Source organism: Paraplanobispora takensis, from assembly GCF_016863195.1.
GTDB lineage: Bacteria > Actinomycetota > Actinomycetes > Streptosporangiales > Streptosporangiaceae > Planobispora > Planobispora takensis.
Genome location: NZ_BOOK01000032.1, coordinates 104,304 through 118,426, shown reverse-complemented (window position 1 = coordinate 118,426; position 14,123 = coordinate 104,304). Strand labels below are relative to the sequence as shown.

Annotated in this window: 15 protein-coding genes; 4 read left to right on the top strand and 11 right to left on the bottom strand. The window is 72.1% G+C overall.

The window, feature by feature from the left end:
- Positions 1 to 135: 135 nt before the first annotated feature.
- The 9 genes from trpA to Pta02_RS22185 form a co-directional block, all read right to left on the bottom strand.
- Positions 136 to 930 (bottom strand): tryptophan synthase subunit alpha, encoded by a 795-nt coding sequence (trpA, locus tag Pta02_RS22225; protein ID WP_203876823.1) that lies wholly within the window; start codon positions 928 to 930, stop codon positions 136 to 138.
- 19 nt (positions 931 to 949) lie between these two features.
- Positions 950 to 2,155 (bottom strand): tryptophan synthase subunit beta, encoded by a 1,206-nt coding sequence (gene trpB, locus Pta02_RS22220; protein WP_239131159.1) that lies wholly within the window; start codon positions 2,153 to 2,155, stop codon positions 950 to 952.
- Positions 2,156 to 2,199: 44 nt separating this feature from the next.
- Entirely contained in the window at positions 2,200 to 3,009 is an 810-nt protein-coding gene (gene trpC / locus Pta02_RS22215) for an indole-3-glycerol phosphate synthase TrpC (RefSeq protein WP_203876821.1), read from the bottom strand.
- 170 nt (positions 3,010 to 3,179) lie between these two features.
- Positions 3,180 to 3,569, bottom strand: coding sequence for a DUF2752 domain-containing protein (locus tag Pta02_RS22210; RefSeq protein WP_203876820.1), 390 nt, complete (start codon positions 3,567 to 3,569; stop codon positions 3,180 to 3,182).
- A gap of 167 nt (positions 3,570 to 3,736) precedes the next feature.
- Positions 3,737 to 4,126 carry a DUF4190 domain-containing protein gene (locus Pta02_RS22205; protein WP_203876819.1) on the bottom strand — a complete coding sequence of 130 codons (390 nt, stop codon included), beginning with the start codon at positions 4,124 to 4,126 and terminating at the stop codon, positions 3,737 to 3,739.
- A 162-nt stretch (positions 4,127 to 4,288) separates the two neighbouring features.
- Entirely contained in the window at positions 4,289 to 4,882 is a 594-nt protein-coding gene (locus Pta02_RS22200) for a TIGR02234 family membrane protein (protein WP_203876818.1), read from the bottom strand.
- Between the two features lie 26 nt (positions 4,883 to 4,908).
- Complete coding sequence (hisI, locus tag Pta02_RS22195; RefSeq protein ID WP_203876817.1) at positions 4,909 to 5,256, bottom strand: phosphoribosyl-AMP cyclohydrolase; 348 nt, start codon at positions 5,254 to 5,256, stop codon at positions 4,909 to 4,911.
- Positions 5,246 to 5,998: a cache domain-containing protein gene (locus Pta02_RS22190; RefSeq protein ID WP_203876816.1), complete on the bottom strand. Its 753-nt coding sequence runs from the start codon at positions 5,996 to 5,998 to the stop codon at positions 5,246 to 5,248. Before Pta02_RS22190 ends, hisI begins: the two co-directional genes overlap by 11 nt.
- A gap of 90 nt (positions 5,999 to 6,088) precedes the next feature.
- A complete protein-coding gene (locus Pta02_RS22185; protein ID WP_203876815.1) occupies positions 6,089 to 6,811 on the bottom strand; it encodes a FadR/GntR family transcriptional regulator in 723 nt (240 codons plus the stop codon).
- A 239-nt stretch (positions 6,812 to 7,050) separates the two neighbouring features.
- Between Pta02_RS22185 and Pta02_RS22180 the strand changes: the two genes are divergently transcribed.
- The 4 genes from Pta02_RS22180 to Pta02_RS22165 all read left to right on the top strand — a co-directional run bounded on the left by Pta02_RS22180 (position 7,051) and on the right by Pta02_RS22165 (position 11,237).
- Positions 7,051 to 8,079 (top strand): ABC transporter ATP-binding protein, encoded by a 1,029-nt coding sequence (locus tag Pta02_RS22180; protein ID WP_239131140.1) that lies wholly within the window; start codon positions 7,051 to 7,053, stop codon positions 8,077 to 8,079.
- Between the two features lie 16 nt (positions 8,080 to 8,095).
- The gene (locus Pta02_RS22175) at positions 8,096 to 9,364 is read left to right on the top strand and encodes an ABC transporter substrate-binding protein (protein ID WP_203876813.1); all 1,269 of its coding nucleotides are present in this window, start codon (positions 8,096 to 8,098) and stop codon (positions 9,362 to 9,364) included.
- 140 nt (positions 9,365 to 9,504) lie between these two features.
- Complete coding sequence (locus tag Pta02_RS22170; RefSeq protein WP_239131139.1) at positions 9,505 to 10,431, top strand: ABC transporter permease; 927 nt, start codon at positions 9,505 to 9,507, stop codon at positions 10,429 to 10,431.
- Positions 10,428 to 11,237, top strand: a complete 810-nt coding sequence (locus Pta02_RS22165) for an ABC transporter permease (protein ID WP_203876812.1) — start codon at positions 10,428 to 10,430, stop codon at positions 11,235 to 11,237. The genes Pta02_RS22170 and Pta02_RS22165 overlap by 4 nt, the downstream gene beginning before the upstream one ends.
- A gap of 25 nt (positions 11,238 to 11,262) precedes the next feature.
- On the opposite strand, the gene ppk2 is transcribed toward Pta02_RS22165, so the two are convergent.
- Together ppk2 and Pta02_RS22155 are read right to left on the bottom strand one after the other, a co-directional pair.
- A complete protein-coding gene (gene ppk2 / locus Pta02_RS22160; protein WP_239131138.1) occupies positions 11,263 to 12,192 on the bottom strand; it encodes a polyphosphate kinase 2 in 930 nt (309 codons plus the stop codon).
- Between the two features lie 90 nt (positions 12,193 to 12,282).
- On the bottom strand, positions 12,283 to 14,097 hold the full coding sequence (locus Pta02_RS22155; protein WP_203876811.1) for an ABC transporter ATP-binding protein: 1,815 nt from the start codon (positions 14,095 to 14,097) through the stop codon (positions 12,283 to 12,285).
- Between the last annotated feature and the right edge of the window lie 26 nt (positions 14,098 to 14,123).

The following is a 14,123-nucleotide window of genomic DNA, read 5'->3' as shown; positions in this document are numbered from 1 at the left end:
CGCGGGCCGATGCGACGACACGGCGGCCCGGACGGCCGGCTCCGCCTCCCCGGAGAACCACGGGGTGCGGACCGGCGACGTCGACCGGGCCCACCCGGCCCGATCGGGACTATCCGGCCCGGGTCGCCGGGTGCGTCAGGCGCGCACGCCCGCCGCGAGCTCGGCGCCCAGTTCGCGGACCGCCGCCAGGCCGGAGGCCTCGTCGGGGGCGTCCAGGAGGCGGCGGATGAAGGCCGAGCCCACGATGACGCCGTCGGCGTAGCCGGCCACCTCGGCGGCCTGCTTGCCGGTGCCGACGCCCAGGCCCACGCACACCGGCAGGTCCGTGTGAGCGCGGGTCCGCTCCACCAGGCCCTTGGCGCCCGAGCTGATCGACTCGCGGGCGCCGGTGACGCCCATCAGCGAGGCCGCGTAAACGAAGCCGGTGCAGCAGTCGGCCACGGCCTCGATGCGCTCGTCGGTGGAGCTGGGGGCGACCAGGAAGACGGTGTCGATCCCGGCCTCGGCGCTGGCCTGCCGCCAGAGGCCGGACTCCTCGGGGGTCAGGTCGGGGGTGATGGTGCCCGTCCCGCCTGCGCCGGCCAGGTCGCGCGCGAAGCGCTCGGCGCCGTAGCGGTCGATCGGGTTCCAGTACGTCATGACCAGGGTGGCGGCGCCCGTCTTGGCCACCCCCTCGACCGTGCGCAGCACGTCGGCGATGCGGGTGCCGTTGCTCAGCGCCCGGTGGACGGCGTCCTGGATCGTCGGGCCGTCCATCAGCGGGTCGGAGTACGGCAGGCCGATCTCGATCACGTCGCAGCCCGCCTCGACCATGGCGGTGGCGGCCGCGATCGCGCCGTCCTTGGTGGGGAACCCGGCGGGCAGGTATCCGACGAGAGCGGCGCGGCCGTCCGCCTTGGCCTTGGCGAACGCCGTCTGGAGAGTCGTCATCGTATGTTCCGTACGGTCGTCAGAGGTTGAAGTACTTCATCGCGGTGCCCATGTCCTTGTCACCCCGGCCCGAGAGGTTGACCAGGATGGTCGCCTCGGGGCCCAGTTCGCGGCCGAGCTTGAGGGCTCCGGCGAGCGCGTGCGAGGACTCGATCGCCGGGATGATGCCCTCGGTCCTGGCCAGCAGGGAGAAGGCCTCCATCGCCTCGGCGTCGGTGATGCCGTGGTAGGTGGCGCGGCCGCTGTCCTTCAGCCAGGCGTGCTCGGGGCCGACGCCGGGATAGTCGAGGCCGGCGGAGATCGAGTGCGACTCGATCGTCTGGCCCTCCTCGTCCTGCAGGACGTAGGTGCGGGAACCGTGCAGCACGCCGACCGAGCCGGCCGTGAGCGTCAGCGCGTGCTCGCCGGTCTCCAGGCCCCGGCCGCCGGCCTCGTAGCCGTGCAGCGCGACGTCCTTGTCCTCGATGAAGGCGTGGAAGACGCCGATCGCGTTGGATCCGCCGCCGACGGCCGCGCAGACGGCGTCGGGCAGGGCGCCGGTCAGCTCCAGCATCTGGCGGCGGGCCTCGACGCCGATGATGCGGGCGAAGTCGCGGACGATCTCCGGGAACGGGTGCGGGCCCGCGATCGTGCCGAACAGGTAGTGGGTGGTGTCGACGTTGGTGACCCAGTCGCGGAAGGCCTCGTTGATGGCGTCCTTGAGGGTCTTGCTGCCGTTGTGCACCGGGACCACGGTCGCGCCGAGCAGCTTCATCCGCGCGACGTTCAGCGCCTGGCGCTCACAGTCGACGGCCCCCATGTAGATGACGCACTCCAGGCCCATCAGGGCGGCGGCGGTCGCGGTGGCGACGCCGTGCTGGCCGGCGCCGGTCTCGGCGATCACCCGGTTCTTGCCCAGGCGCTTGGTCAGCAGGGCCTGGCCGAGCACGTTGTTGATCTTGTGGGCACCGGTGTGGGTCAGGTCCTCGCGCTTGAGGATGATCCGGGCGCCGCCCGCCTGCTCGCCGAAGCGCGGCACCTCGGTGAGGGTGGTCGGCCGGCCGGCGTAGGTGCGCAGCAGGTGGTCGAACTCCCGCAGGAAGGCGACGTCGTTCCTGGCGCGTTCGTACTCGGCCGCGACCTCGTCCAGCGCCGGGATGAGCGCCTCGGGCACGTAGCGGCCGCCGAAGATGCCGAACTTGCCGTGCACGTCCGGGTCGTCACCGTGGACGCCGTTGCCGGCCAGGTCGGCGGCGGTGAGGAGGGTTCCCTCTGTCGATGTCACTTGTCTCACTGTCCCTCGGGTCGGGATGCGGGGTGGGCACCGGCGGTGACCAGGTCCACCACGGCGGCGCGGGGGTCCTTACCGGTGACCAGGCTCTCGCCGACGAGGACGGCGTCGGCGCCGGCCCTGGCGTAGGCGAGCAGGTCGTGGGGGCCGCGCACACCCGACTCCGCGATCTTGATGACGCCCTCGGGGATCTCCGGGGCCAGCTTGGCGAACACCTCGCGGTCCACCTCGAGGGTCTTGAGATCCCGCGCGTTGACTCCGATGATCTTCGCCCCGGCGTCGAGCGCCCGCCTGAGCTCCTCGGCGGTGTGCACCTCCACCAGCGGCGCCAGCCCGATCGACTCGGCGCGCTCGATGAGGGAGACCAGCGCGTTCTGGTCGAGCGCGGCCACGATCAGCAGCGCGAGGTCGGCGCCGTGGGCACGGGCCTCCCACAGCTGGTAGGAGGTGACGATGAAGTCCTTGCGCAGCACCGGGATGTCGACGACCGCGCGCACGGCGGCCAGGTCCTCCAGGCTGCCGCCGAAGCGGCGCTGCTCGGTCAGCACGCTGATGACGTGCGCGCCGCCGGCCTCGTAGTCGGCCGCCAGCGCCGCGGGGTCGGCGATCGCGGCCAGCGCGCCCTTGGAGGGGCTGGAACGCTTCACCTCGGCGATGACCGCCACCTGGTCGCCGCCCAGCGCCCTGTAGACGTCGCGGGGCGCGGGCGCGCGCTCGGCGCGCTCCTTGAGATCGGCCAGGGAGACGACCTTCTGCCGCTCGGCCAGGTCTGCGCGGACCCCTTCGATGATGTCGTCCAGAACGCTCACTTGGCCTCCTCGTGAAGCTCGTCGATCAAGTTCGCGAACACCGCCGTGTCCGCGGTCCGCTCGCTCCGCTCGCGCACGAGACAGGTCCCTCCCGATCGATTGCCCTTGTCCCGCCGATGGTATCGGCCTTGCCGAGGTCACTCGGCCACGGGGGTGAGCCGTATAGGACCCTATGGGGCCAGAAAATCCGCAAAAGGCAGGTTTCTCGCTATCCAGAAACCGATCATTAAAGCCAGAAGAATCCAGGCGTATACCGCACGCGGAGCTTTCCGAGCGAACGGCTCACCCTTCCACGACCGCAGCGCCCAGTGCCCCCACAGCACGGCCAGCACGGGGACCGTGAGCACGAGGAGGGGGTTCAGGCCGAGGGCCGCGACCGGGTCGCCGTGGGCCAGGGCGTGTACGGCCCGCAGGCCCCCGCAGCCGGGACAGTAGAGCCCGGTGAGCAGGAGGAACGGACAGGAGGGATAGTGGCCGGGCTCGTTCGGGTCCACGGCGGCCACGTAGGAGACCGCCGCCGCGGCCGCCGCGGCGGTGGCCAGGGGGGCGAGGACCCGCATCCCGCGCCGCCGCGCCCGCGCCGTCCCTTCCCGCGCCGCTTCTCCCCGCGTCGTCCGTCCCCGTGTCGACTGTCCCCGTGCCGTCTCCCCCATGGACCCGCCTCCCTCCGGGTTCCCCGCCGGCGGCCACCCGTCTCCGGTCACGCTATCCGGCCGGCGGGGACCGGTCAGGCGCCCGAGTAGGAGGAGACGGCGGCCCCGCCGAACAGGACGCCCAGCAGCCCGAGCCAGACCAGCAGGACGATGACCCAGCAGGCGACGCCGAAGTAGGACAGGACCAGGCCCGCGATGGCCATGCTCCGTCCCTCCTCGCCCGTCCGCTTGATCTGGCCCAGCGAGACGTGGCCGAGCACGATGCCCACCAGGGAGGTGACGCCGCAGACGAACAGGCCGGCGATGCCCATGACCAGCGTGGCTATGGCCATGCCGTTGTTGGGACGGGGCTGGGGGGCGCCATAGCCGTAGGGGTCGTAACCGCCGCCGCCGTACCCCCCGGGAGGCCCGTAGCCGCCTCCCTGCGGCGGCCCGTAACCGCCTGAGTGATTGCCATAGCTCATAAATGATTCCCCTTTATCCGAGTCGCGGGCGGAAGCTTAGCGACTGCCTGCGCTCACGGAAGGTCCACGGCCAGTCTGTGGACAAGTTGTGACCACCATAAAACGGATATGGCAGACACATCACTGACATGTCCGCCACTGCTCCGCTTTTGCGGTGCGGCCTCAGCCCTCGCCGTCGCGCGGCCCGGCCGTCGGGTCGGCGCCGCGGTCGATCGCGTCCCACAGCGCCCGCTCGCTCACCGGCCCCTGTGCCGGACCGCTCGCAGCGCCGCCGGAGGACGACTCCGTGCGGTCGTAGCGGTCGGACATCCCCGGCCAGCGGTGGCCGCGGAGCGCGGCGACCGCCCCCGCCGCCAGCAGGAGCAGGCCGCCGGCCGCCGCGACCGCCGGCCAGGTCCAGTGGACCGTGAAGGCGGTGAGATCGGTTTCGCCGCCGGCGGCCACGCCCCTGCCCAGGTTCGACTGCGTCGCCGCGGCCAGCGCGCCCGCGCCGGTCCCGTGCCGGACGCCGGCCAGCACGCCCAGCCCGCAGAGCGCGATCACCGCGCCGACGGCCCTGCGCGGCCACCCGCGCGCGGCGAGCACCGCGACCGTCGCCGCGAGGGCCGCCAGCGCCACCGGGCCCAGGAAGGACGCGGTCGCCGAGCCCGTCAGGACGGGCGGTTCGGAAGTCCCGGCCCCCTCGGGGTCGAGGGTGGCCCATCCGCGCCCGGCGGCCAGCAGGACCAGCCCGGCGCCCGCCGCGCACGCGAGCACCCACCTCCACAGTGCCCGCCTGGCGTTCACTCCGGGACCACCGCCAGCTCTGCGGCGTCGAAGCAGGTCCGGTCGCCGGTGTGGCAGGCCGCGCCCACCTGGTCGACCTTGAGCAGGATCGTGTCGCCGTCGCAGTCGAGGGCCGCGGACTTGACGTGCTGGACGTGACCGGAGGTGTCGCCCTTCACCCAGTAGGAGGCCCGGCTGCGCGACCAGTAGGTGGCCCGGCCGGTGGTCAGTGTGCGATGCAGGGCCTCGTCGTTCATCCAGGCGAGCATGAGGACCTCGCCGGTGTCGTACTGCTGGACGACGGCGGGCACCAGTCCGTCGGCGGTGCGCTTCAGCCGGGCTGCGATCGCGGGGTCAAGGGGCATGCGGCAATTGTGCCGCAACCAGGGACAGGGGCAGTTCCCGGCATGGGTGCGACGCCGTTCCCGGGGCCCCGCGGAAGATCGATCCGGTGAGCTGCCTGGCGGTGGTGGAGGCCACCACCCGGCCCTGCCGGTTGACCAGGAACGCCGGGCCCGGCAGCGCGCGCAGCACCGGCAGCACCGCGACCTCGAAGCGGCGCACGAACACGTCCGCCGCGGCGACCCCGGCGAAGCCCCGCTCCGCGCACACCGGCACGGCCAGGGTGAGGGAGTACTCGTCGGTGCACAGGATGTCGACGTACGGCCCCGCCATCGTGTGCCCGTCGCCGGAGCGCGGCCCGGCGAACCACTCCCAGTGCGTGTAGTCGTAGAAGGCGCTGCTGGCCGGGTCCATGTCCCTGACCAGGCGCACCGGCTCACCGGAGGGGCCCTCCTGCCACCACTCCAGGAACCACGGCGCGTCGGCGAGCAGACCGGGCTCGGCGATGAAGCCGATGCCGGAGATCAGGCCCCCGAGGCGCGGCAGGAGCAGGGGGCGCAGCGCGGCCAGGTCGCCGCTCACCGGCTCCGGCCCCATGATCCGGACCACCGCCTCGCGTACCCGGTGGAGCTCCTCGAAGACCCCCTCCACGATGCCGGCGACGGCGTCGGCCGCCCCGGCCGCCGTGCCGGCCGTACGGCCCGCCGCGCCGGTCGGCGTGCCGTCCACGACGGCACTCGCGACGCCGTTCGCGGTGGCACTCACGGTGCCGGTCATCCCGCCGGCCGCCGTACCGGGTGCCGGCGATGTCCGGAAGTCACCCACGTCGATCCACCGCCTTAGCCACGATCACGCTCACGGCTCGCGCAGCCGCAGTTCGATGAGGTGTTCCACCGCGTCGAGCACGTGCCGTTCCGCCAGTTCCCTGGCCCGGTCACCGTCGCCGTGCTGGATGGCCCCCACGATGGCGCGGTGCTGAGCCGACGGCCCATGTTCTCCCGTGTGGGCGAGCCAGAGCAACGGTCCGATGTCGGCCTGTAACCGGATCTCCTCCCGAGTGAGTCGTGCGGACTGCGAGACCGCGGCGACCTCGATGTGAAAGCGGCCGTGCAGCCTGCGCAGGTGCGCCTCGTCCCGGGTGGCGGCCATCTCCTCCAGCGTGCGCCGCAGCGGGGCGATGTCGCCGGGCAGCGCCCGCTGGGCGGCCAGCCGGGCCGCGGCCCCGGCGATGGCCGCGTAGTGGTCGCCCAGGTCGCGCAGCTCCTCCACGGTCAGGTCGCGCAGCCGGTCCAGCAGCGCGGGGGCCTCCCGCGGCACCCGCACGAAGCTGCCCCCGCCCCGCCCCCGGCGGGTCTCGACCATGCCCTGCTGCCGCAGGGCCATCAGGGCCTCCCTGAGGGTGACCGTGGAGACGCCGAGCTGGGCGGCGAGCTCGGCCTCGCTCGGCAGCTGTTCCCCGTCGGCCAGCAGGCCCAGGACGATCGCGTCGGTGAGCCTGCGGACCACGGCGTCCACCCGGGCGGTGTTGTCGACCGGGGCGAAGGCGGCCAGCCTGGCACCGCCGGAGATCTCCGTCACGGCCCCGCGCCCCTCTCACCCGGCGAACCGGCCGCGGGAGGCGGACCCGCGGCCACCCCGCCACCCGCGGACGCCCGGCCGGTGAACACCCGGCCCGCGGGCACGTCTTCGGCCCGGCGGGGCCACCGCCTCGTCGTTCTCGGCTCGCCCACCCGCGAACACCTCATCTCCCGGAGTCCGCCCCAGTGATACCGGATCCGCTCTTGCAGTTAAACATTTAAACCCATATGTTTCCGGTCATGTCAGACCCAGCGGTGAGGCTGAGCGGCCTCCGCAAGAGCTTCGGCGCGGTCCACGCCGTCACCGGCGTGGACCTCGACATCGCCGACGGTGAGTTCTTCGCCATGCTCGGGCCCTCGGGCTCGGGCAAGACGACCGTGCTGCGGATGATCGCCGGCTTCGAGACCCCCACCTCGGGCACGGTCGAGCTCGGCGGCGCGGACGTCACCCGGCTGGCCCCCTTCGAGCGCGACGTCAACACCGTCTTCCAGGACTACGCGCTGTTCCCGCACATGAACGTGCTCGACAACGTCGAGTACGGCCTGCGCGTCAAGCGCGTCCCCCGGGCCGAACGGCACGAGCGGGCCCTGGCCGCGCTGGCCTCGGTCCGGCTGGAGGGCTACGGGGGGCGCAGGCCCGGGCAGTTGTCGGGCGGCCAGCGCCAGCGGGTCGCGCTGGCCCGCGCCCTGGTCAACCGGCCCCGGGTGCTGCTGCTGGACGAGCCGCTCGGCGCGCTGGACCTCAAGCTCCGCGAGGAGATGCAGGTCGAGCTCAAGTCCATCCAGCGCGAGGTCGGCATCACCTTCCTGTTCGTCACCCACGACCAGGAGGAGGCGCTGACCATGAGCGACCGGGTCGCGGTCTTCAACGAGGGCCGCGTCGAGCAGGTCGGCACCCCCGCCGAGATCTACGAACGGCCCTCGACCGCCTTCGTCGCCGGGTTCGTCGGCACCTCCAACCTCATCTCCGGCGAGGCGGCGCAGGCCGTACTCGGCAAGGAGGGCACCTTCAGCGTGCGGCCGGAGAAGCTGCGCGTGGCCGGGCTCGGCGAATCGGTGGACGGCGCCGAGCACAGCGCGACCGGCACCGTCAGCGAGGTCGTCTACGCCGGACCGGCGACCCGGTTCGTGGTCGAACTCGACGCGGGCGGCCGGCTCATCGCGCTCCAGCAGAACCTGCAGGTCTCGTCCATGGACGTGATGAGCCTGCGCGGCACCAGGGTCCGGCTCGTCTGGCACCGCCGGCACGAGTTCGCGATCGTCTCGTGAGAAAGGTCGTCATCTGATGCGATCCACCCCCCGCCCGGCCACCTCCCGCCCGGCCACCTCCCGCTCGGCCACCCCCGGGCCGGCCGTCCCCCGCCTCGTGGTCGTGCTCTCCGCGCTCGCCCTCGCCGTCGCCGCCTGCGGCTCCGGCTCCGAACCGACCGGCGCCTCCGCCGCGCCCGGCCAGAGCGGCTTCACCCCGCCCAAGATCGAGGCGCTGCAGTCGCTCGGCACGGGCGAGGGCCAGGTCAACCTGGTCCACTGGGCCGGATACGTCGAGGACGGCTCCAACGACCCCAAGGTCGACTGGGTCACCCCGTTCGAGCAGGCCACCGGCTGCCAGGTCAACTCCAAGGTCGCCGGGACCTCCGACGAGATGGTGAACCTGATGAAGACCGGCGAGTACGACGCGGTCTCCGCCTCCGGCGACGCCTCGCTCCGGCTGATCGCCGGCGGGGACGTCGCACCGGTCGACACGGCGCTGATCCCCAACTACGCCGACGTCTTCGAGGGCCTGAAGGACAAGCCGTGGAACTCGGTGAACGGGGTCGCCTACGGCGTGCCGCACGGCCGGGGCGCCAACCTCCTCATGTGGCGCACCGACGTCGTCAAGCCCGCGCCCGACTCCTGGAGCGTGGTCTTCGACCCGGCCTCGCCGTACAAGGGGAAGATCACCGCCTACGACTCCCCCATCTACATCGCCGACGCCGCGGTGTACCTGATGGCCACCAAGCCCGATCTCGGCATCAAGAACCCCTACGCGCTGGACGACACGCAGTTCCAGGCGGCGGTGGACCTGCTCAAGCAGCAGCGGCAGATCATCGGCGAGTACTGGTCGGACTACACCAAGGAGGTCCAGGCCTTCAAGAGCGGCGACTCGGTGGCCGGCACCACCTGGCAGGTCATCGCCAACGTCGCCCAGGCGGACAAGACCCCGGTGGAGGTGACGCTGCCCAAGGAGGGCGCCACCGGCTGGTCGGACACCTGGATGGTCGCGGCCGGGGCCAAGAACCCCAACTGCGCCTACAAGTGGCTCGACTGGATCATCTCCCCCAAGGCCAACGCCCAGGTCGCCGAGTACTTCGGCGAGGCGCCGTCCAACGCCAAGTCGTGTGAGATGACCGCCGACCCCAAGCACTGCGAGACCTTCCACGCCACCGACGAGGAGTACTTCTCGAAGGTCTGGTACTGGACGACCCCGATCGCCCAGTGCCTGGACGGCCGCACCGATGTGAAGTGCAAGGACTACGCGGAGTGGACCCGCGCCTGGACCGAGATCAAGGGCTGACCCCCGCGGCGCCGGCGGGCCCCGCCGGCGCCGCTCCGCCCCCGATCCCCGACCGGCCCTCCGCGGTCCCGGACCCCCGACCGCCCGCGCCGCGGGCACGGGAACGAGCACGCCGTACCGGCACAGGAACGAGCACGTCGTTGAACACCACCGCGAACACCACCCCGCCAGGCCCCCCGCCGTCCGCCGCGCCGTCCGCCCCGCGGGGCGGCACGACCCCCGCGCCCGGCGGCCCCCGGCGGCGCCTGGCCGCCATCCTGCACCGGCGCGCCCGGCTGCGGCTGTCGCTGCTGCTGTCGGCGCCCATGCTCTGGCTCGGCGTCGCCTACCTGGGCGCGCTGGCCGCCCTGTTCGTGTCGGCCCTGTGGCGGACCGACACCTTCACCGGCGACCTGGTCAGGGAGCTGACCTGGGCCAACTTCCGGGAACTCCTCACCACCGAGGTCTACCGCACGATCGCGCTGCGCTCGGTGGGCGTGGCGGCCGCGGTGACGCTGATCGACCTGGTGATCGCCTTCCCCATGGCGTTCGCGATGGCCAAGCTCGCCCCGCCGCGCGCGCAGCGCTGGCTGGTCATCGCGGTGCTGACCCCGCTGTGGGCCTCCTACCTGGTCAAGGCCTACGCCTGGCGGGTCCTGCTGTCGGCCGACGGCCTGCTGGGCTGGGGGTACGGCCTGACCGCCACGATCATCACGCTCTCCTACCTGTGGCTGCCGTACATGATCCTGCCGATCTACGCGGGCCTGGAGCGGCTGCCGAACTCGCTGCTGGAGGCGGCGGGGGACCTGGGGGCGCGCGGCCGGCGGACCTTCCGCACGGTCGTGTGGCCGCTGACGTTCCCGGCCGTGGTCGCCGGGTCGATCTTCACCTTCTCCCTGTCTCTCGGCGACTACATCACCGTGAAGATCGTCGGCGGCAGGTCCCAGCTCATCGGGAACGTCGTCTACGACAACATCGGCGCGGCCAACAACCTCCCGTTCGCCGCCGCGGTCGCCACCGTCCCCGTGCTGATCATGCTGGCCTACCTCGCCGCGGTCCGCCGCACCGGAGCCCTGGAGAACCTGTGAACCTCTCTCGCACGGCCCGCGCGATGCTCTGGGCCGCGCTGGCCGGCGGCCTGGCCGTCGTCTACGTGCCGCTGCTGATCGTGCTGCTCAACTCCTTCAACGCCGACCGCACCTTCGGCTGGCCGCCCCCCGGGTTCACCCTGCGCTGGTGGGAGGCGGCCTGGAACTCCACCGGCGTGCGCGAGGCGCTGTGGACCTCGATCCAGGCCGCGCTGGGCGCGACGGCGATCGCCCTGGTGCTGGGCACCATGGTGGCCTTCGCTCTGCAGCGCCACTCCTTCTTCGGCCGGGACGCGGTCTCGCTGCTGATCATCCTGCCGATCGCGCTGCCCGGCATCGTCACCGGCATCGCGCTGAACAACGCCTTCCGCGCGGTGCTGGAGCCGTTCGGGCTGGGGCTGGGGATGTTCACGGTGATCGTCGGGCACGCCACGTTCTGCGTGGTGACCGTCTACAACAACGTGCTGGCCCGGCTGCGCCGTACGGGATCGTCACTGGAGGAGGCCTCGGCCGACCTGGGCGCCGACGTCTTCACCACCTTCCGGCTGGTCACCTTCCCGATGATCCGCTCGGCCCTGCTCGCGGGCGGGCTGCTGGCCTTCGCGCTGTCGTTCGACGAGATCATCGTGACCACCTTCACCGCGGGCGCCGGGGTCAAGACCCTCCCCTTGTGGATCTTCGAGAACCTGTTCCGCCCCAACCAGGCCCCGGTGGTGAACGTGGTCGCCGCCGCCCTGATCGTGCTGTCGGTCGTCCCGATCTATCTCGCCCAGCGCCTGTCCGGCGGCGAGGCGGGCCCCCGGTAGGAACCGGTCACCGAGGGCGCCGCGGCTATCGGCTGCGGTCGGCGTCGAGCACGTCGGCGGCCTTGACCACGATCTTCGGGTCGGGGTCGCCGACGATGTCGTGGTCCTTGCCGTCGTACTCGAACAGGCTCAGGACGTAGCGCATGGCCTCGACCCTGGCCCGCTTCTTGTCGTTGCTCTTGATCACCGTCCAGGGCGCCTCGCCGGTGTCGGTGTGCAGGAACATGTCCTCCTTGGCCTCGGTGTACTCATCCCACTTGTCCAGCGACTGCAGGTCCATCGGCGACAGCTTCCACTGCCGGACCGGGTCGACCTGGCGGATGATGAACCGGGTGCGCTGCTCCCTGCGTGAGACCGAGAACCAGAACTTCACCAGGTGCATCCCGTCGCGCACCAGCATCCGCTCCAGCTCGGGCGCCTGCTTCATGAACTCCAGGTACTGCTCCTCGGTGGCGAACCCCATGACCCGCTCCACCCCGGCGCGGTTGTACCAGGAGCGGTCGAAGAAGACCATCTCCCCGGCGGAGGGCATGTGGGCGATGTAGCGCTGGAAGTACCACTGGGTGCTCTCGCGCTCGCTGGGCTTCTCCAGGGCCACCACGCCGGCCCCGCGCGGGTTGAGGTGCTCCATGAACCGCTTGATCGTGCCGCCCTTGCCCGCCGCGTCACGTCCCTCGAACAGGATCACCAGCCGCCCGCCGGTGTCCTTGATCCAGTACTGGAGCTTGAGCAGCTCGATCTGGAGCAGCCGTTTGACCTTGTCGTACTCGTCGCGGGACATGCGCTCGCTGTAGGGGTAGTGCTCCCGCCAGGTGTCGACGGGACTGCCGTCCAGCCGCCGCAGGACCGGGTCGTCATCGTCGTCGTCGTCGACCAGGAGGTTCTCCATATCCTCCATCAGGTCGGTCTCGGCCACGGCCGACTGCACTCCCGGCGGCAACAGGTTCGCGTCCATGCCTGATCTCTGCCACCTGCGCGCCCCCGCTAACCCCTCGCGGCGCCGGGATCCGGCCCGCCGGAGCCGCGGAAGGCCCCGCCCCGGCGCTCAGGAGTGGGCGGCGGCCACCCAGGAGGCGTGCAGGTCGGCGTAGACGCCCGGTTCGGCGACCAGTTCGGCGTGCGGGCCGCGCTGGACGATCCGGCCGTGTTCGAAGACCAGCACCTCGTCGGCCGCCTCGGCGGTGGACAGCCGGTGGGCGATGGAGACCGCCGTACGGCCGCGCGTGACGCCCTCCAGGGCCCGCGCCAGCCGTACCTCCGTGGCCGGGTCCACCGCGGAGGTGGCCTCGTCCAGCAGGAGCAGGTCGGGATCGGCCAGGTAGGCGCGGGCCAGCGCGACGAGCTGGCGCTCGCCGGCCGACAGCGACTCGCCGCGCTGGCCGACCGGGGTGTCCAGGCCCGCGGGCAGGCCCTCCACCCAGTCGGTCAGGCCCAGCTCGGTCATGGCCAGCGCGATCTCCTCGTCGGTGGCGTCCGGCCGGCCGAAGCGCACGTTGTCGGTCAGCGTGCCGTCGAACAGGAAGCCGTCCTGCGGCACCATGACGATCCGCTCGCGCAGCGAGGAGAAGCGCACCCGGCGCAGGTCCTCCCCGTCCACCGTGACCCGCCCGGAGACGGGGTCCATCAGGCGGGTCAGCAGCTTGGCGAAGGTCGTCTTGCCCGAACCCGTCTCGCCCACCACCGCGATCCGCGAGCGCGGCGGGATGTCCACGGTGACCTCGCTGAGCACCGGCGGGCCGCCGGGGTAGGCGAAGCCGACGCCCTCGAAGGCGACCGAGATCGGGCCGCGCGGCAGCTCCACGCCCTGCGGGCCCGGGTCGGCGACGTCCGGCGGGGTGTCGAGCACGCCGAGGATGCGCCGCCAGCCGGCGATCGCGTTCTGCGCCTCGTTGAGCACCTCGGTGGCGATCTGCAGCGGCGAGACGAACAGGGTGATCAGGAACAGGAAGGCGATCAGGTCGCCCTTGGTGATGCCGCCGCCGACGCCGAGGCGGACGCCGAGCAGCACGATGGCGGCCAGGGTGATCGCGGCGACGATCTCGGTCAGCGGGAAGACCGTGGCGACGATCCGCTGGGTGCGCGCCTGGGCGGCCTTGTTGGCGTCGATCGCGGTGTCCAGCCGCTCGGCGGTACGGGACTCGGAGCCGTAGGCCCGGATCACCGCCGCGCCCACGACCGACTCGCTGACCGCGGCGAGCATGTCGCCGGTGCGCTCGCGGACCCGCGTGTAGGCGGCCGACAGCCACCGCTGGAAACGGGGCAGCACGATCATGAGCGGCAGGAAGCAGGCCCACACCAGCAGCGCCAGCTGCCAGGACAGGAGGAACATCACCACGCTGGCGACCAGCAGCTGGCCCAGGGCGACGATGATCATCAGTCCGCCCCACTGCATGAAGGCGCTGATCTGGTCGACGTCCCCGGTGACCCGGGAGACCAGCGCGCCGCGCCGCTCGGAGTTCTGGGTGAGCACCGACAGGTCGTGCACGTGCCGGAAGCCGCGCACCCGCAGCGTCGCCAGCGAGGACTCGGTCGCCCTGTACAGGCGGACGTTCATCAGATAGCCGCACAGCGCGGTGAACACCACGGCCGCGGCGCACACCAGGACCATGTCGCGGATGAACGGCACGTCGGGCACCGCGTCCTTGAGCCCGCGGTCGACGGTCTGCTGGACGGCGATCGGCACGATCACCTTGCCGACGGTGGCGAGCATGGCCAGCGCGAACGTCCCGGCCAGTCCTTTGCGGAACTCCGGGGTGAGGGACAGGCCCCGTCGCACGGTCGCCAGCGCCGACCGCTCCACCCCCTGAAGCGCACTCACTTGCTCTCCTCCGTCGCCGTCATCCCCGAACCGCCCTGCCATCCCGTAAGCCCCGTCCGCCGCGCCCG